Below are 23468 nucleotides of genomic sequence, written 5' to 3'. Positions count from 1 at the left end.
CGAATAGGCCCGAAGCTCTTAATTGTCGCTAACTAGTGCTTAAACCAGTTTGGAAACCAGGTCGTCATAGAAACCGGCATCCATGAAGTTGCCAATGCTCAGGTGTTGAGCTGAAGGCAGCTTAGCTTTAGCACGTGCAGACAATTCTGCCTGAGTGATAACAATATCAGCATCAGTCAGATCGTTAATGGCCTGGTTGATTACTTCAATGTCCAGACCGGCATCTTGTACTTTGTTACGCAGAACAGTGGCACCCATTGCTGAAGAGCCCATGCCCGCGTCGCAAGCTACAACGATTTTCTTAACGCTACCTGCGCTCAGTTGTGCAGGAGCTGCGGCAGCAGCGCCTTTCGCCTGAGCTTTGTTAGCAGCGATAGATGCTTGAGCTGCTTCCAGCTCAGCTTCATCTGCGCCAGCACTTCTGCGAATGAAGATAGCAGCAACCAGGAAGGAAACTGCAGCAGCAGCGGCGATAGAAGCCAGAGTCAGAACCAGACCAATACCTTTAGTAGACATGATCGCCAGGGCGAATACAGAACCTGGTGATGGAGGAGCTACCAGCATATTGCCAGTGATCATGTTAACCGTTACGCCAGTCATACCACCTGCGATTACAGCAACAACCAGTACAGGCTTCATCAGGATATATGGGAAGTAAATCTCATGGATACCACCGAAGAAGTGAATGATAGAAGCCGCAGATGCAGACTTGGAAGCCGTACCTTTACCAACGAACATGTACGCAAGCAGTACACCCAAACCTGGACCAGGGTTGGTTTCGATCAGGTAGAAGATAGAGCCGCCAACAGCAGCAGACTGTTCAGCACCTAATGGTGTGAATACGCCGTGGTTGATCGCGTTGTTCAGGAACAGAATCTTCGCTGGCTCAACCAGGATAGATACCAATGGCAGAAGCTTAGCTTCAACGATTGCACCTACACCTGAACCCAGCGCAGTAGTCAGACCAGAAACAACAGGACCGATTGCTTTCAGTGCGATAACCGCAGTGATGGCAGCGATAATACCCAGAGAGAAGTTGTTAACCAGCATCTCAAAACCAGGCTTAATCTTGCCGTGTACCGCTTCATCAAACTTCTTGATGCAGTACCCGCCAAATGGGCCGGCAATCATAGCACCTAAGAACATAGGAATGTCCGCTGCTAAGATAACACCCATAGTAGTAACTGCACCGGCAACTGCACCGCGGTCACCACCAACCATTTTACCACCGGTATAACCGATCAATAGTGGTAACAAGTTGATGATCATCGGGCCTACAAGTACAGACAGGTTTTCATTTGGCGTCCATCCCGTTGGAATGAACAGGGCTGTGATAAGACCCCACGCGATGAATGCGCCGATGTTCGGCATTACCATGCCGCTCAGGAATCGTCCAAGGGTTTGGACACCTACTTTCATGTTGTTGCCAGACATATGAATGTCTCCCAATTAATTTGTTTTTGTATTTAGATTGGCTTTGAATTCTTCATTTAAGCTATCAAGTATCACTTGCTCAGATTCAGCTTTGTCCCAAAGTTCGAGCGTTTCGGAACGGCTAATAAGCTGAGCGACGGACGAAAATACGTAAGATTGGCTTTGCCTCAACTGACGTAAATCATCCTTGGCAGGTGCAGAGAGTAAGAAAATGAAACGAACATCTTCGTCATTTCCATCCCAGGTAAAGTCTTCACTCCTGACACGGGCAAAACATAAGACGGGCTCGTCTATATGTTCACTAATAGTATGAGGAATAGCGGTTTTTGAACCTGCGAAGGTACTAACCTCAGCCTCTCTTTTAGTGATGTCCGAGAATAACATGGAAGGATTTTGCGTTTTCTTCACCATAAACAGATGTCCGCACATTTTGTGAATGGCATCTGTTTTTGATGTGGCGTCAAGATTGAGCAAGATCGTTTCTTTTGTTATTAGAGTGTTGTCCATCTTGGTACCTCGTACAACCTGTCGAACAGTATAGAAGCTCCTTAAAAGAGGTCAAAATCGTCGTTCAGGCTTAGAATCAAATGAGTGAAATTTCGCTGTTTTAATGTTTTCTGCGGGTTTTGGTGATCAGGTTAAGTCAAAATTAATCATCATTCCAGATTAAATATGGTAGTATTTTTTGCTTGATCAAAGGTGATCACTATTGGGCTTTTTCTAAAGGAGGATTTCGTTGAATCCGCGAGCAAGGCAAAAGAGTCTCTTGGACTTTTTACAGGACCATCCTATCGCAACTGTACAGCAGATTGTGGAACACCTGGGATGTTCGCCTGCGACAGTACGCCGGGATATACAGGAGCTCGATCAACTGGGTAAGTTGAAGAAAATTCGCAATGGTGCCGAGAAAATACTCTCCCCCAGCACCTCTGAAGCACCCGGTTTTCAGGGGTTCTACCCAAATATATCCGATTTTAACAACTATGAGGAAAACGACAGGATAGCAAAGTGTGCTGTCGAGCTTTGTGAAGATAAGGACAACATATTTATCGGTGAAGGCCAGACTACCTTCCTGATGGGTAAATACCTGCTGGGCAAAAATATTCATGTCTACTCAAACTACCTGCCGCTGCTGACCTATCTGATCTCGGAAGATTTTCCGCATCTGGTGGTGCTTGGCGGTCAGTACATAAAAAGTCAGAACCTGTTGATGTCACCGGAAAATCAGGTGGGCTATCAGGGGCGTTATCTGTTTGTTACCGGTGATGGCCTGACCGATGCCGGTTTAACCAAGTCTGCGCTGCTGGCCTTTATGCAGGAAAAGAAGATGCTTGAATATGCCGATAAGGTCATAGCACTGGTCGATTCCGATAAGGTTGGTGTATTTGGTGGTATCTCTATGTTCAGTCTTGACGAGTTGGATGTGGTGGTTACCGGTAAAGATGCCGATCCGGAGATGATTGATCTGCTTCGCCGTAAAAACGTAGCGGTCTATCTGGTCTGAGGTTTTTCTTCTATAAGGCGGCTGCTGCAGCCGTCTGATCTGCAGTTTCTCAAACGTGAGCGAAAAAACAGCGATTGGTTAATTTGGTGTAAATTAAATCCATCGCGCACTGTTTGCAGTTGTGTGCCCCAAAATGAAACCTATACTGGCCGCCTTCATCGATTGGAAAAGGAACTGCCAGTGAACGTAGGTACCAGACTTAAGGAGTTGCGGGTCAAGTCGGGGCTCTCTCAGCGAGAACTGGCTAAACGAGTGGGGGTGACTAACTCGACCATTTCCATGATCGAAAAAAATAACGTAAGCCCCAGTATCAGCTCCCTGGAAAAGATTCTTTCCGGCATGTCGATGTCGCTGCTTTCCTTTTTTGAAGTTGAAGAAGATGCTGTATTTAAGCCGCAGGCTGCGTATACCGAATCAGACTTTAAAGATGTCTCTTCTTCTCAGGTGCACCGAAAAATGCTGGGCCAGTTCTTTCCTAACCGGCAACTGGATTTCACCGTTGAAACCTTCCCGCCGGGTGCAGAGCGGAGCGTAAAGGCTCTGGTGGAGTTGGGCGATAAAGCCGGATACCTGTTAGAAGGTCAGCTGGTTCTTACCGTGGGTGAGAAAACGGACATCCTGGATCAGTACCACGGCTTCTATTTCAGCTCTACCGAAGAGCACTTTTTCCGCAATGAAGGGCAGGTCGCAGCGAAGATGGTGGTAGTCCGCTGCTGTCATTAAATTACGATCAGCTCTGTTTTCTGAACAGGTAAACCTTAAAGCAGGCTTTATCTGTGAGTTCACTCAGTCTGTCTATTCGTTGCCGGGCTTCGTTGCTCAATTTGTGTGCGTGCGGGGTCATGCCCAATAAGTCCTGGATTGCCTGTTGGCTGGTGAGCTTCAATTCCGCTTCTATTCTGCTTTCATTGATGAGTTCAAAGCGCTCATCCAGGTAACTGTGGTGCTTGCTGACATCGTAGGGTCTAACCTCTTCGTACAGCACATTACGCAGCGCCTGCAGATGATCTGAATCGGGTGCAGCGATAGCTACCAGCCCCTTTTCTCTCAGCAGGCGATGAAAGCCGTCGTTGTCGATGCGCGAAAACACACTAATGATGGCATCGAACTGATCGGCCTGATAAGGCGCCCGGGTGGTTGAGGCGACACACCATTGAATAGCCTTATATTTGCTGGCGGCGGCAATGGCTGGCTTGGAGATATCCAGGCCGTAGCAGTGAATATCCGGATTGTTCACGGCAAGCAGATTGGTGTAATAACCCTCACCGCAACCGGCATCGAGCAGTGCTGAGCCAGGTTTAAGATGGTTTTTAATCAGGTTGGACAGGTGGTTTGCCAGCAGCTGATAGTGTCCGCCCTCAAGGAATCGCCGCCTGCTCTCGATCATCTGCGCATCATCGCCGGGCGACTTGCTGCGCTTGTTAGTGCTGAGCAGCAGGTTCACATAACCCTTCTTATGCTTGTCGAAACTATGATTGTTGGTGCATAGCCAGCTGTTCTGATTGAGGGCTAATGGTTCGCCACAAACAGGGCAGGCATACAGACTGTGATTCATCGTGTTTCCGTCATAGGTTGAATGCGCGGATTATGCCACAGCCCGAATGGTTTGTTTTATTTAAGGCGCTCTCCGGCTATGTGTGCAATGGCCTCTGGAGGCGCGTAATACAGCTGTTTTGGTACTCTTTTATAGCCGTACAGCTCCTCAATGGTTGCATCGACCAAATCAAGATATTGCTGGTCGACGGTATTGATCGGTGTGCCGCGCTTGTAGCTGAGTATGGCGGCAGTGGCGTGTTTGATCACCATAAATGCGGTGTGTCCTCTCTCCTTTAGGACTAATGCTAACCGACGTTTCTCCCAGTCGGAAAGACCTTGAATAAACATATGACGAAGGTTCCAAAGAATGACAAGTGGCCTGACAGGTGAGCAGTGAGGATAATCGGTGGTCCAAAAAAATGCGAATCACTTCTCACTTAGGGTGGTAATAGCGCTCATAATTGTGATATTTGTCTAAAATAATTGACGATTTCGTCAAAGTATTGGCAGACAAAATAGGGTTCTCTATGGAGGTCGTTGATCAAATAGTGATCGATACGGCTTCTCTGGCGCTTTGCGGGTTGGCTTATTTGGCGTTTTTTTGTTCGATCCAGCGGCTCATAAATTCGCTCGCCCGAAATTGATTCTGCCAGAGCAGTCTGCCGAAGAAATTCTGGTGCCGGTGCTCAGTCAAATTGTGGCGGATGGCATTTAATTTTGAATGAAAGCCGCTGGCGAAGCTCTTGTACTGATATTGGCTTGTTAACAGATCGAACCCGGCCTGCTGCAGTTGCTGCCAGAAGTGTTCGTTGCTGTAGGCTTGTGCGGTCAGTTGCGCAAACTGTTCGGGGTTGTCGGTAGGCTGGTAGTGCAGCTCGTGTGAGCTTGCCATGCTCTCGGCACCAATGGGTGAGGTCAGCGTTGGTGTGCCGGTCAGCCAGCCTTCCAGAATTTTTCCTTTCTGGCCGGCACCGAAGCGCAGCGGTGCCAGGTTCACCCGGTAGCGGCTGATCGTTGTTAATGCGCATTCTGCTCGCCCCTTAATAAAGAATCTGTCGCTCGGGTTGTGGAGCTGGTTGATGGCGTGATCGGCATAACCGCCATAGATATGCAGTTCTGTGTCGGCAGGCAATTGTTTCCTGATGTGCGGCCATAAGCTTTGTTTGAGCCATAGGGCGGCATCCCGGTTGGGGGCATGCTTGAAGCCGCCCAGCATGATCAGGTGTCTTCGTTCATGGAAGCTGCGCCCCGGATGATAGTCTTCATCGTTGACCAAAAACGGCAGGAAGTGCAGTAGCTGAGGTGCGATCGAAAACTGGCTTTGGAGAATCTCCATTTCGACCCTGGAGATCATCAGTGTCAGATCGCATCGCAATAGGCTGGTGATTTCGCGGATCGCTTCCTCGCTGAACAGATCCATCGGCCCGCCACCTTTTAAGGCTTTTTCTCTTGCTACTCGCAGGCAGTGCAGATCGCTGGTATCCAGCAGTGTCATGGCTTCAGGAACCGCCTTTTTAACCCGCCAGCCAAACTGCTCTTCCATGACAAACCGGTCATAGATGACGAGCGTCGGCTTTAGCTTGCTGATATAGGCATCGAACCGGCTGTCGTTCACCGCGATCGCGGTTTCGGTATAACCAAGCTGCGCCAGCGATGCCTGAAAAGGCGTCTTTTCTGCCGCGCTGGCTACATGAATGTCATAGTCCATCTCTGCCAGCAACCTGAGCAGGCAGAGGGTTCGTCTGCCCGCGGCGGTCGAGTTGGGTTCCGGCCAGTTTTTGGCTATGAGCAGTGCTTTCATGGGGGGGGGCTATCAGCTTAAAGCAGAGTTTTTAACACAGAAAGAGCGGGCTGAACATGCGTTAAAGGTTGCGCGCGGCTCAGGCCAGGGCCCGTTCTGTTTGGCTGAGGTAGTGGATCTGCTGATTGCTGCTGCCGCGCCAGGCCAGGTTGGGCTGTTTTTGAGCCTCAATGAATTTACCGTCGATGAGCACATCAATGTACTGAACAACGTGCTGCTGTTGTTCAGTGAGGCTGGCAAGCTTATAGCCTGTCCAGCACCATATGTCTTTGCCCGGGCACTCTGCGCGAACCCGCTGAACCAGTTGCAACACGGCAGTCAGGTTGGCTGGGTGCAGAGGGTCGCCGCCGGAGAGTGACAGTCCCTGCCGTTTAATGCGGGTGTCGCTTAAATCCCGAATGATCTGATCTTCCAGCGCTCGGGTGAACGGGTGACCGTTCATTAGCGACCAGGTGCTGGCGTTGTAGCAGCCTTTGCATTTGTGCTCACAGCCGGAAACGAAAAGGGTACAGCGCGTACCCTCACCGTTGACCACATCCAGAGAATGATAGGCGTGGTAATTCATATCAGCTGTTTTCCAGGTGTTTCACTCGCCGAATCACCTCTTCCTGCTTGCCGGCGTTGAACGGGCGGGCGTTCGGAGAGCCGAGATAGCCGCAGACCCGGCGGGTGACGGACATTTTATCGTTTTCCTTGTTGCCACAGCTTGGGCAGCTGAAGCCCTTGCTAGTGCAGTCAAACTCACCCTGGTAGCCGCAGCTGTAGCATTCGTCGATCGGCGTATTGGTGCCGTAATACGGAACTCGGTTGTAGCTGTAATCCCAGATATCCTCCAGCGCCTTTAGGTTGTGGCGCATGTTCGGGTATTCGCCGTAACAGATGAAACCACCGCTGGCGATTGCCGGGTAGGGTTGTTCAAAATCGATTTTGTCGTACGGGTTAACCTTCTTCTCCACATCCAGGTGAAATGAGTTGGTGTAGTAGCCCTTATCGGTCACGCCTTTAATAGAGCCGAATTCCTTCTGGTCTATCTTGCAGAAGCGGGTGCACAGGTTTTCGCTCGGCGTACTGTACAGGCTGAAGCCGTAGCCGGTCTGTTGTGTCCAAAGGTCTACGGCCGCCTTCAGGGTTTTCACGATCTCTACGGCAACCTGCTGGCGTTGCGGGTCATCAAACAGATGGGCGTCATCACCAAAGAGTGCATTGATGGTTTCGTGAATGCCGATGTAGCCGAGTGAAATGGAGGCGCGGCCGTTCTTAAACAGCTCAGAGATATTGTCTTCCGCTTTCAGGCGGACCCCGCAAGCCCCTTCCATATAGAGAATCGGTGCAATCTTCGCCTTAACTTTCTGCAGCCGCTCAATTCGGCTCATCAGTGCTTCTTTGCAGATCAGCAGCTGTTGCTGAAGCTGCTCAAAGAACAGCTCAACGTTTCCGTTCGCCTGCAGTGCAATGCGCGGCAGGTTCAGGCTGACCACGCCCAGATTGTTGCGTCCGGCATGCAGCTCGGTGCCCTCGTGTTCGTACTTACCCAGGAAACTGCGGCAGCCCATCGGCGTTTTGAATGAACCGGTTTTTTCCACAACCTGGTCGTAGTTAAGAATATCCGGGTACATGCGCTGACTGGCACATTCCAGAGCCAGCTGTTTGATGTCGTAGTTCGGGTCTTCTGGCTGTTGGTTGATGCCTTTTTTGATGGCAAAGACCAGTTTAGGAAAAACGGCGGTCTTTTTGTTTTTACCCAGGCCATCGATGCGGACATTCAGGATCGATTGCTGAATCAGTTTGGCCTGCCAGGACTTACCCAGACCGAAGCCAAAGGTCACGAAAGGCGTTTGACCGTTGGAGGTGTGCAGGGTGTTTACCTCGTATTCAAGCGCCTGGAAGGCATCGTAACATTCGCGTTCTATCTGCGCGTGGGCATAGCCCTCCTGGTCCGGGATATTCCATTGCCCGGCCATCGCCAGGTGCTTTTCATAGGAAAGCGTGACATAAGGTTCAAGCACCTCATCAATACGGTCAATCGTGGTGCCGCCGTAAATGTGGCTGGCAACCTGAGCGATGATCTGCGCGGTTACATTGGTTGCCGTCATAATCGACTTGGGCGAGGCGATTTCAGCGTTACCCATCTTAAAGCCGTTGCACAGCATGCCCTTCAGGTCGACCAGCATGCAGTTGAACATGGGGAAGAAGGGGGCGTAATCGAGATCGTGGTAGTGAATAGCGCCGCTTTCATGGGCGGTTACGATCTGTTCCGACAGGATATGAGCCTTGGCATAGTGCCGGGCAACGATACCGGCCAGAAGGTCTCGCTGGGTTGGGATGACATTGGCATCTTTGTTGGCGTTTTCGTTCAGCAGGTCATCGTTTGACTGCATGAGCAGGCTTTTAATCTCTTCATTCAGGCTGGAGCGGCGTTCGCGTTCAATATCCCGTGATTTCCGGTAAGAGATGTAGGCTCGGGCAACATCGGTGAGCTGATGCTCAATCAGCGTCTCTTCAACGGTGCGCTGAATTTCCTGAATATCCAGTGCCGGCTTTTTGCTCAGTTTGATTTCAATCTCTGTGCACAGGTGTGTCAGCAGCGCTGCATCTGCATTGGCGACCGAGTCCATGGCTCTGGAAACCGCAGTTTCAATGCGGTGCAGGTTAAATTCGACCTTTTGGCCGTCGCGTTTGATAACAGATTGCATGGGATCATTCCTCCCGAATGATGCTGACGGGAGGCGCGCAAAAATGGCAGGCATTAATCAGCCTGCGAAGCCGCACCGGAACTCCCCGTCCAGTTTGAATTAAGGGTTGTATCAGCAGGTCTCCTGGCTTCCAGTACTTCGCATACCGTCACCTTCCCAACATTGGATGTCAGTGGATAACGACGGGTTGCTTCCTGATTACAGTTGCGGGGGCAGCTTTCGCTTAAACGAAATTCCCTACAGGGCTATAAAAACAAATTGATACCTGTGCCGTTCTGGGCGCTGATGCATATATGGTGGTATGTGTTGAGTTAAACATCAATATGTTGTGTTTTAGATGTTTTTAAAAGGGGTGGTTGATATGACTGAGGTCAACTTTGAACAAGTTCTGAGAAATGAATGATGAGGTAAAGAGCCCGGTCTCCGTGCGGTGAACGGCCGGCCATTGTAGTGAGCAAAACAAAACTTTCAAGCACTAAAAAGCCCGGGCTGTTTCTACTGGATTTATCAGTAGATATACCGGGCTTTCAATCTTCGAGATCTTTAGTCTGGATCAGCTAGCGCTGCAAAGACTTAGATTTTCTCGATGTTTTCAGCTTGAGGGCCTTTTTGACCAGCAGTGATGTTAAAGCGAACTTTTTGACCTTCTGCAAGAGTCTTGAAACCTGAGCCAGCAATGGCACTGAAGTGAGCGAATACATCAGGGCCGTTTTCCTGTTCGATGAAACCAAAACCTTTAGTTTCGTTGAACCATTTAACTGTCCCAGTGACTGCTTCCGACATAGTTTTTTCCTATCTTTCTTAAATTTAAATGTGCTCTAAGAGCGTTGTAGCTAAACGTGCTGCTACTTATAAACAACAGGTCGGAGCTCAAAAAAACCGGCTTCGAAATGACGTGAATAAGGGCTAACCTTCCAGCTAGTTGAAGACTATAGGTGTTTTGTCATTTGAACGTCAATATGTCGTTTATGCAAAAAATGAATTAAAAACAGCGCCTCAAGAATAAAACTGCTTAAGAACTGCAATGTTGCGGCAAAATTTCACCCAATAGTCAACTTTTCATTTTTATAAGCTCAGCCTGTGGCGAGCATGGTGGCGTTATTTAATGCTTGGTTTCGTATTTTTGCAGGAAAAGTTTAAAAATAATAAACCTTATTGGTTTGCGGTGTGATTTGTGGCGCATTTTAGTGCATGAAGGCTGATTTATTGATCTCAATCGTCTTTTGCTTCTAAAACCCGCCTTTTTCATTAAATTTTAGTGACATTGTTGCGGTCGCGGCTGTCGATGATCTGTTCGTCACTCCGGCTGACCAGATTTCTCTTGGTTGCCCGATCATATAAAACGATGTTGGCGGTGGCCGCCAGATTAAGGCAATCGTGGGTGGGAATGTAGACAACGGCATCGGCCTTTGAAACCACCTCCTGACTGATGCTGCCGTCTTCCGGGCCAAAAACATACAGCGCCTTTTCCGGGTGAGTGAACTCGGCCAGTGGTGTTGCGCCGACGGTCAGCTCAACGCATACCAGCTTTACATCAATCGGCTTCTGTTCAATAAAGCTTTCAACCTTAACCAGTGCGACACGTTCTGCCGCAAGCTGGGTATCGGTTGCATACTTCTTCGCATATTCAATGCGGTTACCGTGGTACCAGACTTCATCGGCACCAAAGCAACCGGCGGCCCGCAGCACTGAGCCGAGGTTAGAGGCACTTTTTGGGTTGGTCAGGCCTATACAGGCGAATTCTTCTTGCATGTGATCCGGCTTTTTAAAATGTTCGTAGATTATAACCGGAATTATATCCATCGCAGGCTGTTATAGAAGGACGGGCCTAAGCGCATGAAAGGGCATTAATGCATCTTTCTTTAGTCGTATCTGGTGCAGATTTGAGCACTATTCGCTTCTTGAACAGAAACTTTTCTACTAACGTGAGGTCTGTGACTCGTTGTGCCTTTAAACGGGCCTAAGCAGTACTGAAACCAAATAAGCATTTATAAGCATTGAAGCGTGCGTTGAGAGTCGCACGACAAGCAGTATCAATAAATCTAACCGGTTACTGAGAGTGAGGATTCACTGATGCATCACCAAGAGACTACCCAACAGACGCAAAACGCAGCTACTTCCGCCCGGGCTATTCCGCAGGAAGCATTCGACTGGTATGACGAATATGCGCACGGCCTGATTGATCGCCGGACCTTTCTGGCCCGCTTATCCACACTGACGGCTGTTGGTTTGACCATGGGCACCCTGACATCGGCACTGCTGCCAAACTATGCCCTGGCTGAGCAGGTGTCGTTCAATGATGAAGAGATCAAGGCTACCTATGAAACCTTCCCGTCGCCAAAAGGTCATGGCGAAGGTCGTGGTTACCTGGTCGTACCAACCAAGGTTACAGACACCGCATCGGTGGTTCTGGTTGTACATGAAAACCGTGGACTGAACCCATACATTGAAGACGTTGCCCGTCGTTTGGCTAAAGCCGGCTATATTGCATTTGCACCGGATGCGCTCTACCCGCTGGGTGGTTACCCGGGTAATGACGATCAGGGCCGTGCCATGCAGAGCTCTATGGACCGCGCAAAGATTGAAGAAGATTTCATTGCCGCTGCCATGTATCTGAAGAATCACAAGATGAGCAACGGTAAACTGGGCGCTGTGGGCTTCTGTTTCGGCGGCTATGTCGTCAACATGCTGGCTGCGACGCTGGGTGATGATCTGGACGCCGGTGTGCCTTTTTATGGAACGCCAGCGGCTGCCGAACTGCAGAAGAACATTACTGCGCCGCTATTGCTGCAGTATGCCGAGCTGGATCAGCGGGTGAATGCCTCTATTGAAGATTATGAAGCTACGCTGAAAAGCATTGATGCTGACTACACCAAGCATATTTATGCTGGCGTGAACCATGGCTTCCACAACGACTCAACCGGTCGCTATAACGAAGAGCAGGCGGAACTGGCCTGGTCGCGTACACTGGCGTTTTACCAGCTGTATCTGTAACAAATCAGCGGCGTCTGAAAACTGAGGGGGCTTAGCCCCCTTTTTAATGCCTGCATAAAACACGTACACTCGCTGCAAATGAATATCGGCCGGCTGAGTTAATGGAAAAAATTTCAATTCTGGTGGATGTGCAAAACGTCTACTACACGACGCGTCATGCCTATGGCCGTAACTTCGACTACAACCGGTTTTGGGCCGATGTCACTGAAAACCGTCAGGTCGTCAATGCTTATGCCTATGCCGTTGAACGTGGCGATGAAAAGCAGCGGCAGTTTCAGAACATACTTCGGGCCATCGGCTTCGAAGTGAAACTGAAGCCCTTTATTCAGCGTGCCGATGGCAGTGCCAAGGGCGATTGGGATGTTGGTATTACTATTGATGCGCTCGATGCAGCAGCAAAGAGCGATGTTGTGGTGCTTGTTTCCGGTGATGGCGATTTCGCCATCTTAGGCGATAAGATTCGACGGTCATTCAACAAAGGCTTTGAGGTCTATGGCGTGCCTAAACTGACCGCTAAGGCACTGATCGACTCGGCCTCAGTCTTTAAGAGTATTGATGACAGCTTATTGCTAAAGACGAAATAGCCCCGGCGAAATCGGCCGGGGTTGTGGCTGCAGGTTGGAGGGCTATTCCGGCAGAATTACGGTGTCGATAACGTGAATAATGCCATTGGTGGCCATGATGTCGGTGGCAACAACTTTAGCTTCATCAATCATGACCGCACCGCCATAGGTTTTAATTTTAACGCTTTGGCCCTGAACGGTTTTAGCGCTGCTGAGCCCGACAACATCGGCGGCTTTCACTGCGCCCGGGACCACATGGTAGGTTAGTATGGCGACCAGTTGATCTTTGTTTTCCGGCATCAACAGGCTTTCAACGGTACCGGCCGGCAGCTTGGCAAAGGCTTCATCGGTTGGCGCGAAAACGGTAAAAGGGCCTTCTCCCTTGAGTGTTTCAACCAGCCCGGCAGCCTGCACAGCAGCAACCAGAGTGTTGAACGAACCTGCTTCAACGGCCGTGTCGACAATGTCTTTTTCTCCTGCCTTGTGGTTATGAGCAAAAGCCAGGGTCGCGAAGGTGGCAAGGCAAATCACCAGTAGTTTTTTAAGCATTGTTATTTCCTCAGGGTGTGTTGTTTGTTTGCAATCTGTTTTACGCTGAGAGCATCGCAATAGTTTAAAAATATGAATTTTAATTTTGTAACGCTTTTGAAAGCTTGTATGGAGGCATGCAGTGAAAATAGCAATTGAACAAGTCGATTACAGGGATAACACGCAGGCTGAACAGCTGGTTGGTTTGCTTAACGACTACGCAAAAGATGCCATGGGCGGTGGGGAGCCATTGCCTGAATTCGTTAAAAGTAATTTGGCTGTTGCACTTCAGGATGTGCCCGGGGCCGTCAGTTTTATTTGCTATGTAGAAGGTGAGCCCGCCGGCTTTATTAACTGTATTCCCGGCTTTTCTACCTTTAAATGCAAGCCATTGCTGAACATTCACGATTTAGCTGTGAATAAAAAATTTCGCGGGCTCGGTTTAAGCCAAAAATTGCTGGCCGCAGCGGAACAAACCGCACGCGACCGAGGTTGCTGTAAGGTGACGCTTGAGGTTTTGAGTGGTAACGACGTTGCGAAAAACTCTTATCGCAAGTTTGGCTTTGCAGACTATCAGCTCGATGAAAAAGCCGGCACCGCCTTGTTCTGGCAAAAAGATTTGTAGTGCCGTCGCTAATTTTTTGTGACCCATAAAAAAACCGTCGAAGCGGTTTTTTTACGTTTAATGCCGGGATGTCGGATTACTCACATTCAGAGCCACCCGGTACTTCCCACTCCGGTGTTCGGGAAACCCCTCTGCACCTGCGCAGAAAGCCCCGGCCGCTAGCTCTGATGCTTCTGAGCAGAAATCCTAGCATCTCACATTATACGTCCAACGTTTACTACCTAAGCCATCGGCGCAATGCCAACCTTCTTGCGAATTTCCTGTAAGAAAGGTGTCGCATAAACGCGGGCTTTTTCTGCGCCTTTCGCCAGGTAGCGATCCAGTTCGGCTGGGTCATTCATTAAACGGTTGTACTCTTCACGTTTGTCTTTGAGCTCGTCATTCAAAAATTCAAACAGGAATTTTTTCATGTCGCCCCAGCCAATGCCATCGGCATAGCGCTGGCGCAGATCGGCCTGCGCCGACTCATCCGTAAATGCGGAGTAGATGGCAAACAACGTACAGCCGTCCGGGTCTTTGGGTTCCCCCGGTTCCAGGCTGTTGGTTTTGATCTTGTTGATCAGTTTGCGGAATTTCTTTTCGCCTTCAAACAGAGGAATGGTGTTGCCATAGCTCTTCGACATTTTTCGGCCATCCAGCCCGGGAATGATCATCGCGTTTTCATCGACAACGGCCTCAGGCAGGCTGAACGTTTCGCTGTACAGGTAGTTGAAACGCTGAGCAATATCGCGTGCCATTTCAATGTGCTGAATCTGGTCTTTTCCGACCGGAATCTTCTGGCCATTAAACATCAGAATGTCTGCGGTCATCAGGATCGGGTACGAGAACAAGCCCATCTCAACGCCTTTATCGGCATCGGCCTGATTGTCTTCTTCATTCGCCTGTACTGCGGCCTTGTAGGCATGTGCACGGTTCATCAGGCCTTTGGCCGTAATGGTGGTCAGAATCCAGCTCAGTTCAAGAATTTCCGGGATGCTGCTCTGCCGATAAAACGTGACCTGATCCGGATTTAATCCGCAAGCCAGCCAGGTGGCGGCAATGGCGCGTGCAGACTCCTGAATGGTCTTCGGCTCGTGGCATTTGATCAGGGCATGGTAATCGGCCATGAACAGGAATGACTCTGTATCGGCCTTTTGGCTTGCTTGAATGGCTGGGCGAATCGCGCCAGCGTAGTTGCCTAAATGTGGAATACCGGTTGCAGTAACGCCGGTTAAAACTCGTGTCTGGGTCATGGTGAATTCTTCGTCGTTTGGGTTGAGCAAGGGTCGGAGTTTAACACAGAAAAGTGACAGCTTGCGGCTTTGTCTGGTTAGCGATAACAGTGGTCAGCAGGGGGATTTCAGGCAGCGGCAGAGCGAATGTCTGCCGCTGAATAGCGCCCTGCTGACCACGGGCCGAAGGCGACTTTACTTTTCGTTTTCCAGGTCGCCTTCTTCGTCTTTCAGCCAGGACGGCACTTCATCCTGATCGAGCTGGTCGCGCTCTTTCGGCATCAGGTCTTCTTTCGAGACCTTCATCAGCATCAGAATGCTGGCGGCTACGTAGATGGAAGAGTAAGTACCAATGCCTACGCCCACAATCAGCGCAATAGCAAAGCCAAAGATTAACTCGCCGCCAAACAGACCCAGTGCAACCAACACCAGCATGGTGGTGATCGAGGTGATTAAGGTTCGGCCCAGTGTTTGGGAGAGCGACAGGTTAATCAGGTAATGAACGTCATCGCGACGAACCGTGCGGAAGTTCTCACGAATCCGGTCGGCGACCACGATGGTATCGTTCAGTGAGTAACCGATCACCGCGAGTACCGCAGCCAGAACCGTTAAGTCGAAAGCGATCTGCGTCACCGAGAAAAAGCCCAGCACGATGATGACATCGTGTGCCAGTGCGCTGACTGCGCCAATGGCAAACTTCAACTGAAAGCGGAAGGCGATGTAAGTCATGACCAGCGCCAGAGCGACGATCATGCCGATGCCACCCTGGTCTGCCAGTTCTTCACCGACCTGCGGGCCAACATACTCATTACGGCGCAGGCTGGCGTCTTCGCGGCTTTCCTGAACGGCAGCCAAAACCTGCTCACCCAGTTGCGGGTTGTTATCTTCCTGCAGGCGGATCAGTACATCGGAGTTGTTACCGAAGTACTGAACAACGGCGTCGTTGTAGCCAACATCAGCCAGAATGGATCGCACCTGTTCGACATCCACTTCGCTTTGAAAGCCGAGTTCAATCTGCGCGCCACCGGTGAAATCCAAACCAAAGTTCAGGCCTCGGGTAGCCAGTGAGCCGATTGAGATAATGATCAGCGCCAGCGAGAAAAACACCGCAATGGTGCGCTTACCCATAAAGTCGATGATTTTTGTATCAGACATGTCAATCTCCTTAAATGGGCAGCTTTTTAACCGCACGGCCGCCGTAGACCAGGTTGGTCAGGGCGCGGGTTAAAACAATAGCGGTGAACATGGACGTTAAAATACCCACAGACAGTGTCACGGCGAAGCCTTTCACAGAGCCGGTACCGATAGCGTACAGAATTACGGCGACAATAAAGGTGGTGATATTGGCATCGATAATGGTTGAGAAGGCATTTCTGTAGCCGGCATCAATTGCCGACTGAACGGGCTTGCCGACCGCGAGCTCTTCTTTAATACGCGAGAAGATCAGCACGTTGGCATCGACCGCCATACCCACCGTCAATACGATACCCGCAATGCCCGGCAGCGTTAGCGTAGCGCCGAGGATAGACATGACGGCGACGACTAAAACCAGGTTCATGGTCAGCGCAACACTCGCGAAGATGCCGAACACTTTATAGAAAACAACCATAAACAGGATGACCAGTGCGAAGCCGATGGCGACACTGTTCATACCTTTAGCGATGTTTTCAGCCCCCATGCTTGGCCCAACGGTACGTTCTTCCGCGAACGTCATTGGTGCAGCCAGTGCGCCGGAGCGTAACAGCAGGGCAAGCTCTGAGGCTTCTTCCGCGCTGTCCAGGCCGGTAGTCTGGAAGTTGGAGGAGAACACGCCCTGAATGGTTGCCAGCGAAATTACCTCTTTCACTTCGTAGTTGCGGTACTGCGGTACCTGCTCACCGTTCACTTCTTCATAACCGATCAGCTCGGATTTCTGTTCAATGAACAGAACGGCCATTGGCTGTTGCAGGTTGTTCTTAGTGGTTTCGCCCATGCGTGCGCCGCCGGCGCTGTCGAGCGTAACCGAAACGGCTGCGTTGCCGTTTTCATCGAAAGAGGTGGTCGCATTCGTGACGTTGTCGCCGGTTACGATGATGTCGTTTTCGAGCATTACCGTGCGGTTGCTGTCGCGGAAAGTAAAGACTTCACCGGTGCCATCCTGCGATTGCAGGCGGTATTCCAGGTTGGCCGATTTGCCCAGAATGCGCTTGGCATTCACGGTATCCTGCACACCCGGCAGCTCAACCACAATACGGTTGCGGCCCTGGCGCTGTACCAGTGGCTCGGCTACGCCGATTTCGTTAACCCGGTTGGAAAGCGTGGTCTGGTTCTGTTTGATGGCGTAATCTTCCATCGCAACAATGGCTTCTTCCGTCAGTGTCAGATTAATCGCTGGCAGGTTGCGCGCGGTTGTGTTTTCGGCGGCAAACTCGGTCAGGTTGCGGCGGAACCAAGTGTTGGCTTCGTCCTGATATTCTTCACTGGCCAGAATGACCTGAATGGTGTCATCGCTGCTGATGCTCACTGCACGGTAACGAATACCTTCTTCACGCAGGTTCCGTTTAATGTCTGATTCAAAGCTGGTCAGGCGCGAAGCGATATACTTATCCATATCAACTTCCATCAGGAAGTGCACGCCACCGGAAAGATCGAGGCCCAGCGCCATTGGCTTGCCGCCCAGAGCCAGAAGCCAGTCTGGTGTGGTGGGTGCCAGATTCAGCGCAATAATGTATTCAGAACCTAAGCCGGTTTGCAGTGCTGCCTTGGCTTTTAACTGATCTTCTGAACTGTACAGACGAACCAGCAGTGACTGCTCGCTTACTTCGGCACCAAAGTACTCGATGCCTGCCTCGTCCAGCACTTCTTCGGCCCGCTCCAGTGTTTTGTCATTAACGACAAGGCCGGCCTGGGTTGCACGAATTTGTACTGCAGAATCGTTCGGGTAAAGGTTAGGCAGGCTGTAGTAGATACCTACGATCATCACAAAGCCGACGAGCAGGTACTTCCACAAGGGGTATTTGTTTAGCATGGTGAATCCCTGATTATGAACGAAAACACCCAGGGGTTGCCTGGGTGTAAGATCGGATTAGATCGATTTAATCGTGCCTTTTGGCAGGGTCGCCGTTACGGCGTTTTTCTGGAAGCTCAGAACAGTATTGGCAGCAACTTCAACCTGAATGTAGTCATCAGTCACTTTGGTTACTTTGCCTGCAATGCCTGCACTGGTTAAAACTTCATCGCCTTTGCTCAGAGCAGAAATCAGGTTTTTGTGTTCTTTAGCGCGCTTGGATTGCGGGCGCCATACCATCAACCAGAAGATACCGAAAAACGCGACCAGCATAATCGGCAGCTGCCATGGGCTTGGCGCACCGGCAGCAGGCGCTGCCAGGGCAGCAACAGGGGCGGTTGAAAGCGCAAGCGCGATGAGTTTTTTCATGAGTTACTCCAATTTTAATTTTATGTGGGTCTTAATCTTTCTTCATATCAGCTATTTATTTGCCGACAAAACTGAACTATTTATGGTGCTAAAGGCGGAGTTTGCAAGCCTCGGCGTGTATAAAACTCGTCTACATAGGCCTCCAGCCTGTTCTCTTCAATGGCCTCTCGCAGTTCGGCCATCAGGCGCTGATAATACCTTAAATTGTGAATAGTATTGAGCTGTGCGCCGAGCATTTCCCCACATTTATCCAGGTGATAAAGGTAGGCCTTGCTGAAGTTCTTGCAGGTATAGCAATCGCATTCCGGGTCGAGCGTGGTGGTATCGTGGCGGTGCTTGGCGTTACGGATTTTCACCACGCCGTCGGTGACGAACAGATGACCGTTTCGGGCATTACGGGTCGGCATCACGCAATCGAACATATCCACGCCACGACGCACACCTTCAACCAGGTCTTCCGGTTTGCCCACACCCATCAGGTAGCGGGGTTTATCTTCCGGCATCATGGCGGGCAGGTAGTCGAGCACCTGCATCATTTCATCTTTTGGTTCACCCACACTCAGGCCACCAATGGCGTATCCGTCGAAATCGATGTCGGTTAAGCCCTTCAGGCTGACTTCACGCAGGTTCTGGTACATGCCGCCCTGAATAATGCCAAACAGTGCCGATGGGCTGTCGCCGTGTGCGTCTTTTGAGCGCTTGGCCCAGCGCAGCGAAAGCTCCATGGAGTTTTTGGCTTCAGCTTCGGTCGCCGGGTAGGGCGTGCATTCATCGAAAATCATCACGATGTCGGAACCGAGCGCGCGCTGCACCTCCATGCTGCTTTCCGGTGTCATGTGCACCTTGGAGCCGTTGACCGGTGACTGGAAGGTAACGCCGTCTTCGGTGATTTTTCTCAGTTTGCCGAGCGAGAACACCTGAAAACCGCCAGAGTCGGTCAGAATCGGTTTATCCCACTGTGCGAAATCATGCAGGTCACCATGCGCGCTGATCACTTCAGTACCCGGGCGTAGCATTAGATGGAAGGTGTTACCCAGAATGATGTCAGCGCCGATCTCTTTGACGTCTTTGGGGGTCATGCCCTTTACGGTGCCGTAGGTGCCAACCGGCATAAAGGCCGGGGTTTGCACTTCGCCACGCGGAAAGCTGAGAGTGCCGCGGCGCGCTTTGCCATCGGTATTGTGCAGTTTAAATTCCATAAAGCAGGAACGGGTCATTCTGTTTCCTCGATGTTCGTAAAGGCCTGTGGCGTGACAAACATAGCATCGCCGTAGCTGAAAAAGCGGTATTTGTTTTCGATCGCCTGGTGGTAGGCGTTCATGACATTCTGTTGCCCGGCAAAGGCGCTGACCAGCATGATCAGGGTCGACTTTGGCAGGTGGAAATTGGTCAGCAGGGCATCAACGGTTTTGTATTCATAACCCGGGTAGATAAAGATTTGGGTATCACCACTGAAGGGGGCAATTTCACCCTGTTGTGAGGCGCTTTCCAGCGAGCGGACACTGGTCGTGCCCACGGCAATCACTCGTTTGCCTGCCGCTTTGGTGGCGCGAATCTGCTCAACCACTTGCTCAGTCACCTCGACCCATTCGGCATGCATGACATGGTCTTTAATCGAATCGGCCTTCACTGGTGCAAAGGTGCCTGCACCCACGTGCAGCGTAACAAAGGCGGTATTGACGCCCTTGTCTTTCAGTCGCGCTAGCAGGGCATCGTCGAAATGCAGTCCGGCAGTCGGTGCGGCAACGGCGCCTTTTTTCTGCGCATACACGGTTTGATAGCGTTCGCGATCGTCTTCGTTGTCATCGCGCTCCAGGTAGGGCGGCAGAGGCATGTGGCCGTGCGCTTCCAGGAGATCGACCAGCGCTTCTTTATTCGTACACTCCAGACAAAACAGGTTTTCTGAGCGGCCGGTGACGGTCAGGCGGATGTCGCCTTCCATAATCAGTTCATTTCCTGGCTTCGGGCTTTTATTGGCCCGGACATGCGCCAACGCAGTATGTGGCGAAGTAATGCGCTCAACCAGCACCTCTACCTTGCCGCCACTGGCTTTCTGGCCGAAAATTCTGGCGGGAATGACGCGGGTATTGTTGAAAACAAGCAGGTCGCCCGGTTCTATCAGGGTTTCAATACCGGGAAAGGACAGGTGCTGAACCTCGCCTGACATTCCGTTCAGGTGCAACAGCCGGCTGCCGGTGCGCTCCTTGGCAGGCTGGCGGGCAATAAGAGAATCGGGTAGCTGAAAATCGAAATCGTTAACTTGCATTGAAATGCTGATAGCGGCTAAAAAATGGCCCGCCATTCTATATGAAACCTGGCCCTGTCTCCATCATGATTGGTTGCATGAAATGCAAACGGTGGTAGAGTCGGGGTGAATGCAGGTGAGTTTATATTTTGATCAGTCTTTCCTTGCGTATGCATTTGGCATCTGTTATTTCTACATCACTTGAAGTATTTAATTAGCTTGTCTTGATAATTTATTGAATCTAAAGGGAAATTTTAGATACATAAATTGTCTTCTTTTAGATTTCCCCGCGTATTCCCGGAATGAGGAAACATTTGGGATGCTGGCGCGTATGATTGGTGGTTCCTGGTGGCCCTAAGTAGTCGGCAAATCGAATCCGGTTATAAATCAATCGTCGATGAGTTTTCCAAACCCGTAGCGTTGTTTGAAGACTCTCAAGGTTTGATTTATGCCAACCAACAGTTCAACGGTCAGTTTTCTCAACCCGTCAGCGCGTTGGACGATCTGCTGCCTGACCTAAATTTTCAAAACCTGGACGACAAGCTTGAGTATCAGCCCGAACTTGGCGGCTGGGTGGGTGAGCTGAAGAGCCAACACTGCAATCGCCCCTACCTTATTAAAGTCGTTCAAATGGTGAACTCGGTGCGTCCACGCTACATCGTGGTATTGGAGCCTCGCTCTTTTAAGGTGGTTGCCGGTAAGTCTCGTGCTCAGCTCGATGGCCTGACCCAATTACCCAACCGTTATTCATTTCTGGAAATACTGGAGCAGCGCATAGCGAAAGCTCAGGGTAAGCCTGAATTTGCCGTTCTCTACCTCGATATCGACCACTTCAAAGACATTAACGAACTTTACGGACACGATGCTGGTGACCACTTACTTACCTTCTGTGCTGAAAAGGTTCGGGGTTTGCTGCGTCACTACGATGTATTGGGCCGGCTTTCCGGCGATGAGTTTGCAGCCATTGTCGATTGCCGCGAATCGCATGAAATGCAGTACCTTTGCCACCGGATTATGCGTTACTTTGAGCGTCCGTTCTTTATGTCCGGCCAGCGCTATCAGCTAACGGTTTCTATTGGTGTGGTTTTTTACCCTGAGCAGGGTGAAACTGCGCAGCAGATGATTATTAATGCAGAAAAGGCCATGTTCACCGCCAAGCGCCGAGGCCGGGCGCAATACCAGCTGTTCGACCGCAAGCAGTCGCTGAAGATTGAAAAGCAGCAAAGAATTGCCGAGTCGATGCGCCATGTGCTGACCAGTGAAGAAGAGCAGTTCAGCGCCGTTTATCAGCCGCTGTATCACCTGCAAAGCGGCGAGTTTATCGGTGTGGAAGTCCTTGCTCGCTGGCATTCGCCGGAGTTTGGCGCGGTTTCACCGGGTGAGTTTATTCCGCTGGCGGAATCACGCGGTCTGATCAACCAACTCAGCTGCCGGATATTCAAGGTGATCAAAGACGATATTTTGAGCCAGCAGCTATCCACCGAAGGCCGAAAGCCAATACTGGCAGTGAATGTTTCTGCGCAGCAGATAAGCGACGAAGACTTCGAACGCAAGCTGATTCGCTTCCACGAGCAGGTTGCTGAATCCGGCTGGCAGCTGGAGGTTGAGCTGACCGAAACGCAACTGATGTCGATGTCGGATGTTATTATCGATCGTCTGGGGACTTGGCAGTCTTATGGTATGCGAATCGCCATCGACGACTTCGGCACCGGCTACTCCTGCCTTGCGTATCTGCATATGCTGCCTGTGAACAAGTTGAAGATCGATCGTCAGTTCCTGCAGGCAGAGACTAAATCGCGGAAAGAAGACGAAATAATGTATGCCATTATGTCGATGGCGCGAGCCCTGAATATAGAGGTGCTGGCAGAAGGTATTGAAACCACAGAGCAGTTCAGGCGCCTGCAAAAACTGGGGTGTTCAACCGGGCAGGGCTTCGGGCTTGCGCGACCACAAGCCTGGCGTTCGGAGCTGATGGGAGCACTGCCTCTTAAATAACGGCAGTGGTTTGTTCCTGGCCATCCTAAGTTCTTGACAGTAAAGAAAAATTCCCTAGAATAGCGCGCTCAAAGCCAGAGTGGTGAAATTGGTAGACACAGGGGATTCAAAATCCCCCGCCCTTAAAAGCGTGCCGGTTCGAGTCCGGCCTCTGGTACCAAATTTATTAAGAAGCCCCGCACCATGCGGGGTTTTTTATGCCTGTAATATTCTCGGCTTCCATTAACGCCATCAAAAAGACGCAGCTTGACCGGTGCTTCAGTCAGATTCGCTTTTTAGCTAAACCTCACAGTACACCGTCCCAAAACCAAATTACGCAAAAATTCAGTGTTTATAAAGGAGCCTTATCTCAGCCTCTTCTGTTCGCCGGAGCCCGGAGCTAGCATTGCCTGCAACAGGGTGTAAGAAATACATAATTGGAGGTGACTGCAATGAAACGATATTTACCGGCCATCATGGCCTCAGTGCTTGCGTGTTTTGTCAACGCAGAAACCACGATTTATCACTGGGTCGATGCCGAAGGCAACGACCACTTTTCCAATGTGCCGGCGCCAGAAGCTGAGAATGACGTAGTCGATGTATCGCACATCAACCTCTATACCGATACCACGGAGACTTCCAGCGAGCAGCCGTCCGGGCAAAACCAGCAAACCTCTATGAATCGGAGCAATAGCCAGCAACAGGGCCAGCCACCGATGCAGCAGGGTGGCGGTATGTCGGAATCTGGCTCGGAGACCGAGGGTATGATGCCGCCCCCGCCCGACATGATGGAGCGCTGAGGCTTGCTTAGCCTGCCTACTTAAGGCTAGTGGGCCATGCGCAAAGTTAGGTAACAGTTCGCTTCGCAGTTCAGCGAATATCTTCGTTGAAAAACCTTGAAATAGCGCCACTATTACTGCGCTTTTTCGCCTTGATCTTTACTGA

23 protein-coding genes, 1 tRNA gene and 1 riboswitch are annotated in these 23468 nt (G+C 50.7%); of the genes, 8 read left to right on the top strand and 16 right to left on the bottom strand.

Features of this window, described 5'->3' with window-relative positions; all coding sequences use genetic code 11:
• Nucleotides 1-39: 39 nt before the first annotated feature.
• On the bottom strand, nt 40-1434 hold the full coding sequence (locus BCF53_RS03170) for a PTS mannitol transporter subunit IIBC (protein WP_132699819.1): 1395 nt from the start codon (nt 1432-1434) through the stop codon (nt 40-42).
• A gap of 15 nt (nt 1435-1449) precedes the next feature.
• On the bottom strand, nt 1450-1941 hold the full coding sequence (locus BCF53_RS03165; RefSeq protein WP_132699818.1) for a PTS sugar transporter subunit IIA: 492 nt from the start codon (nt 1939-1941) through the stop codon (nt 1450-1452).
• Between the two features lie 229 nt (nt 1942-2170).
• On the opposite strand from BCF53_RS03165, the gene ulaR reads away from it, so the two are divergent.
• Nucleotides 2171-2938 (top strand): HTH-type transcriptional regulator UlaR, encoded by a 768-nt coding sequence (ulaR, locus tag BCF53_RS03160; RefSeq protein WP_132699817.1) that lies wholly within the window; start codon nt 2171-2173, stop codon nt 2936-2938.
• A 180-nt stretch (nt 2939-3118) separates the two neighbouring features.
• Nucleotides 3119-3661, top strand: coding sequence for a helix-turn-helix domain-containing protein (locus BCF53_RS03155; protein WP_132699816.1), 543 nt, complete (start codon nt 3119-3121; stop codon nt 3659-3661).
• A gap of 7 nt (nt 3662-3668) precedes the next feature.
• On the opposite strand, the gene BCF53_RS03150 is transcribed toward BCF53_RS03155, so the two are convergent.
• From BCF53_RS03150 to BCF53_RS03120, 7 genes are all read right to left on the bottom strand, one after another.
• Complete coding sequence (locus tag BCF53_RS03150; RefSeq protein ID WP_132699815.1) at nt 3669-4493, bottom strand: putative RNA methyltransferase; 825 nt, start codon at nt 4491-4493, stop codon at nt 3669-3671.
• Between the two features lie 56 nt (nt 4494-4549).
• Nucleotides 4550-4744, bottom strand: coding sequence for a hypothetical protein (locus tag BCF53_RS03145; RefSeq protein ID WP_132699813.1), 195 nt, complete (start codon nt 4742-4744; stop codon nt 4550-4552).
• A 316-nt stretch (nt 4745-5060) separates the two neighbouring features.
• Nucleotides 5061-6275, bottom strand: coding sequence for a glycosyltransferase (locus BCF53_RS03140; RefSeq protein ID WP_132699811.1), 1215 nt, complete (start codon nt 6273-6275; stop codon nt 5061-5063).
• 79 nt (nt 6276-6354) lie between these two features.
• On the bottom strand, nt 6355-6840 hold the full coding sequence (gene nrdG / locus BCF53_RS03135; RefSeq protein ID WP_132699809.1) for an anaerobic ribonucleoside-triphosphate reductase-activating protein: 486 nt from the start codon (nt 6838-6840) through the stop codon (nt 6355-6357).
• Nucleotide 6841: 1 nt separating this feature from the next.
• On the bottom strand, nt 6842-8968 hold the full coding sequence (gene nrdD, locus BCF53_RS03130) for an anaerobic ribonucleoside-triphosphate reductase (protein WP_132699807.1): 2127 nt from the start codon (nt 8966-8968) through the stop codon (nt 6842-6844).
• 96 nt (nt 8969-9064) lie between these two features.
• Nucleotides 9065-9233, bottom strand: a riboswitch (cobalamin riboswitch).
• A 308-nt stretch (nt 9234-9541) separates the two neighbouring features.
• Nucleotides 9542-9751 (bottom strand): cold-shock protein, encoded by a 210-nt coding sequence (locus tag BCF53_RS03125; protein ID WP_132699805.1) that lies wholly within the window; start codon nt 9749-9751, stop codon nt 9542-9544.
• 465 nt (nt 9752-10216) lie between these two features.
• Entirely contained in the window at nt 10217-10720 is a 504-nt protein-coding gene (locus BCF53_RS03120; RefSeq protein ID WP_132699803.1) for an RNA methyltransferase, read from the bottom strand.
• 321 nt (nt 10721-11041) lie between these two features.
• Between BCF53_RS03120 and BCF53_RS03115 the strand changes: the two genes are divergently transcribed.
• Nucleotides 11042-11962 carry a dienelactone hydrolase family protein gene (locus tag BCF53_RS03115; protein ID WP_132699801.1) on the top strand — a complete coding sequence of 307 codons (921 nt, stop codon included), beginning with the start codon at nt 11042-11044 and terminating at the stop codon, nt 11960-11962.
• Between the two features lie 101 nt (nt 11963-12063).
• Nucleotides 12064-12546 (top strand): LabA-like NYN domain-containing protein, encoded by a 483-nt coding sequence (locus tag BCF53_RS03110; protein WP_132699799.1) that lies wholly within the window; start codon nt 12064-12066, stop codon nt 12544-12546.
• Nucleotides 12547-12588: 42 nt separating this feature from the next.
• Here the strand turns inward: BCF53_RS03110 and BCF53_RS03105 are convergent, their stop codons facing one another.
• Nucleotides 12589-13074, bottom strand: coding sequence for a fasciclin domain-containing protein (locus tag BCF53_RS03105; protein ID WP_132699797.1), 486 nt, complete (start codon nt 13072-13074; stop codon nt 12589-12591).
• Between the two features lie 121 nt (nt 13075-13195).
• Here BCF53_RS03105 and BCF53_RS03100 point away from each other — a divergent pair, with 121 nt between their 5' ends.
• The gene (locus BCF53_RS03100) at nt 13196-13678 is read left to right on the top strand and encodes a GNAT family N-acetyltransferase (RefSeq protein WP_243645758.1); all 483 of its coding nucleotides are present in this window, start codon (nt 13196-13198) and stop codon (nt 13676-13678) included.
• Nucleotides 13679-13899: 221 nt separating this feature from the next.
• On the opposite strand, the gene BCF53_RS03095 is transcribed toward BCF53_RS03100, so the two are convergent.
• From BCF53_RS03095 to queA, 6 genes are all read right to left on the bottom strand, one after another.
• Nucleotides 13900-14910 (bottom strand): tryptophan--tRNA ligase, encoded by a 1011-nt coding sequence (locus tag BCF53_RS03095; protein WP_132699795.1) that lies wholly within the window; start codon nt 14908-14910, stop codon nt 13900-13902.
• 174 nt (nt 14911-15084) lie between these two features.
• A complete protein-coding gene (gene secF, locus BCF53_RS03090) occupies nt 15085-16044 on the bottom strand; it encodes a protein translocase subunit SecF (RefSeq protein WP_132699793.1) in 960 nt (319 codons plus the stop codon).
• Between the two features lie 10 nt (nt 16045-16054).
• Nucleotides 16055-17896 (bottom strand): protein translocase subunit SecD, encoded by a 1842-nt coding sequence (gene secD, locus BCF53_RS03085; RefSeq protein WP_132699792.1) that lies wholly within the window; start codon nt 17894-17896, stop codon nt 16055-16057.
• Nucleotides 17897-17953: 57 nt separating this feature from the next.
• Nucleotides 17954-18304 (bottom strand): preprotein translocase subunit YajC, encoded by a 351-nt coding sequence (yajC, locus tag BCF53_RS03080; RefSeq protein ID WP_132699790.1) that lies wholly within the window; start codon nt 18302-18304, stop codon nt 17954-17956.
• 80 nt (nt 18305-18384) lie between these two features.
• Nucleotides 18385-19521 (bottom strand): tRNA guanosine(34) transglycosylase Tgt, encoded by a 1137-nt coding sequence (tgt, locus tag BCF53_RS03075; protein ID WP_132699788.1) that lies wholly within the window; start codon nt 19519-19521, stop codon nt 18385-18387.
• Nucleotides 19518-20570: a tRNA preQ1(34) S-adenosylmethionine ribosyltransferase-isomerase QueA gene (queA, locus tag BCF53_RS03070; protein WP_132699786.1), complete on the bottom strand. Its 1053-nt coding sequence runs from the start codon at nt 20568-20570 to the stop codon at nt 19518-19520. Before queA ends, tgt begins: the two co-directional genes overlap by 4 nt.
• A 327-nt stretch (nt 20571-20897) precedes the next feature.
• On the opposite strand from queA, the gene BCF53_RS03065 reads away from it, so the two are divergent.
• The 3 genes from BCF53_RS03065 to BCF53_RS03055 all read left to right on the top strand — a co-directional run bounded on the left by BCF53_RS03065 (nt 20898) and on the right by BCF53_RS03055 (nt 23323).
• A complete protein-coding gene (locus BCF53_RS03065) occupies nt 20898-22544 on the top strand; it encodes a putative bifunctional diguanylate cyclase/phosphodiesterase (RefSeq protein WP_132699784.1) in 1647 nt (548 codons plus the stop codon).
• 73 nt (nt 22545-22617) lie between these two features.
• Nucleotides 22618-22704 (top strand) — tRNA-Leu (locus BCF53_RS03060).
• 271 nt (nt 22705-22975) lie between these two features.
• On the top strand, nt 22976-23323 hold the full coding sequence (locus BCF53_RS03055; protein WP_132699782.1) for a DUF4124 domain-containing protein: 348 nt from the start codon (nt 22976-22978) through the stop codon (nt 23321-23323).
• The last annotated feature ends 145 nt before the right edge of the window (nt 23324-23468 follow it).

The sequence above is a fragment of the Reinekea marinisedimentorum genome (genome assembly GCF_004341165.1).
Classification (GTDB): Bacteria; Pseudomonadota; Gammaproteobacteria; order Pseudomonadales; family Natronospirillaceae; genus Reinekea; species Reinekea marinisedimentorum.
The sequence above is the reverse complement of the archived record's forward strand: the minus strand, read 5'-3'. Positions and strand labels throughout refer to the sequence as shown.

Excerpts from the sequence above, each read along its gene's own strand:
- BCF53_RS03170 (WP_132699819.1), bottom strand. The coding sequence starts at position 1,434 with ATGTCTGGCAACAACATGAAAGTAGGTGTCCAAACCCTTGGACGATTC.
- BCF53_RS03165 (WP_132699818.1), bottom strand. The coding sequence starts at position 1,941 with ATGGACAACACTCTAATAACAAAAGAAACGATCTTGCTCAATCTTGAC.
- BCF53_RS03150 (WP_132699815.1), bottom strand. The coding sequence starts at position 4,493 with ATGAATCACAGTCTGTATGCCTGCCCTGTTTGTGGCGAACCATTAGCC.
- BCF53_RS03145 (WP_132699813.1), bottom strand. The coding sequence starts at position 4,744 with ATGGTGATCAAACACGCCACTGCCGCCATACTCAGCTACAAGCGCGGC.
- BCF53_RS03140 (WP_132699811.1), bottom strand. The coding sequence starts at position 6,275 with ATGAAAGCACTGCTCATAGCCAAAAACTGGCCGGAACCCAACTCGACC.
- nrdG (WP_132699809.1), bottom strand. The coding sequence starts at position 6,840 with ATGAATTACCACGCCTATCATTCTCTGGATGTGGTCAACGGTGAGGGT.
- nrdD (WP_132699807.1), bottom strand. The coding sequence starts at position 8,968 with ATGCAATCTGTTATCAAACGCGACGGCCAAAAGGTCGAATTTAACCTG.
- BCF53_RS03125 (WP_132699805.1), bottom strand. The coding sequence starts at position 9,751 with ATGTCGGAAGCAGTCACTGGGACAGTTAAATGGTTCAACGAAACTAAA.
- BCF53_RS03120 (WP_132699803.1), bottom strand. The coding sequence starts at position 10,720 with ATGCAAGAAGAATTCGCCTGTATAGGCCTGACCAACCCAAAAAGTGCC.
- BCF53_RS03115 (WP_132699801.1), top strand. The coding sequence starts at position 11,042 with ATGCATCACCAAGAGACTACCCAACAGACGCAAAACGCAGCTACTTCC.
- BCF53_RS03110 (WP_132699799.1), top strand. The coding sequence starts at position 12,064 with ATGGAAAAAATTTCAATTCTGGTGGATGTGCAAAACGTCTACTACACG.
- BCF53_RS03105 (WP_132699797.1), bottom strand. The coding sequence starts at position 13,074 with ATGCTTAAAAAACTACTGGTGATTTGCCTTGCCACCTTCGCGACCCTG.
- BCF53_RS03095 (WP_132699795.1), bottom strand. The coding sequence starts at position 14,910 with ATGACCCAGACACGAGTTTTAACCGGCGTTACTGCAACCGGTATTCCA.
- secF (WP_132699793.1), bottom strand. The coding sequence starts at position 16,044 with ATGTCTGATACAAAAATCATCGACTTTATGGGTAAGCGCACCATTGCG.
- secD (WP_132699792.1), bottom strand. The coding sequence starts at position 17,896 with ATGCTAAACAAATACCCCTTGTGGAAGTACCTGCTCGTCGGCTTTGTG.
- yajC (WP_132699790.1), bottom strand. The coding sequence starts at position 18,304 with ATGAAAAAACTCATCGCGCTTGCGCTTTCAACCGCCCCTGTTGCTGCC.
- tgt (WP_132699788.1), bottom strand. The coding sequence starts at position 19,521 with ATGACCCGTTCCTGCTTTATGGAATTTAAACTGCACAATACCGATGGC.
- queA (WP_132699786.1), bottom strand. The coding sequence starts at position 20,570 with ATGCAAGTTAACGATTTCGATTTTCAGCTACCCGATTCTCTTATTGCC.
- BCF53_RS03055 (WP_132699782.1), top strand. The coding sequence starts at position 22,976 with ATGAAACGATATTTACCGGCCATCATGGCCTCAGTGCTTGCGTGTTTT.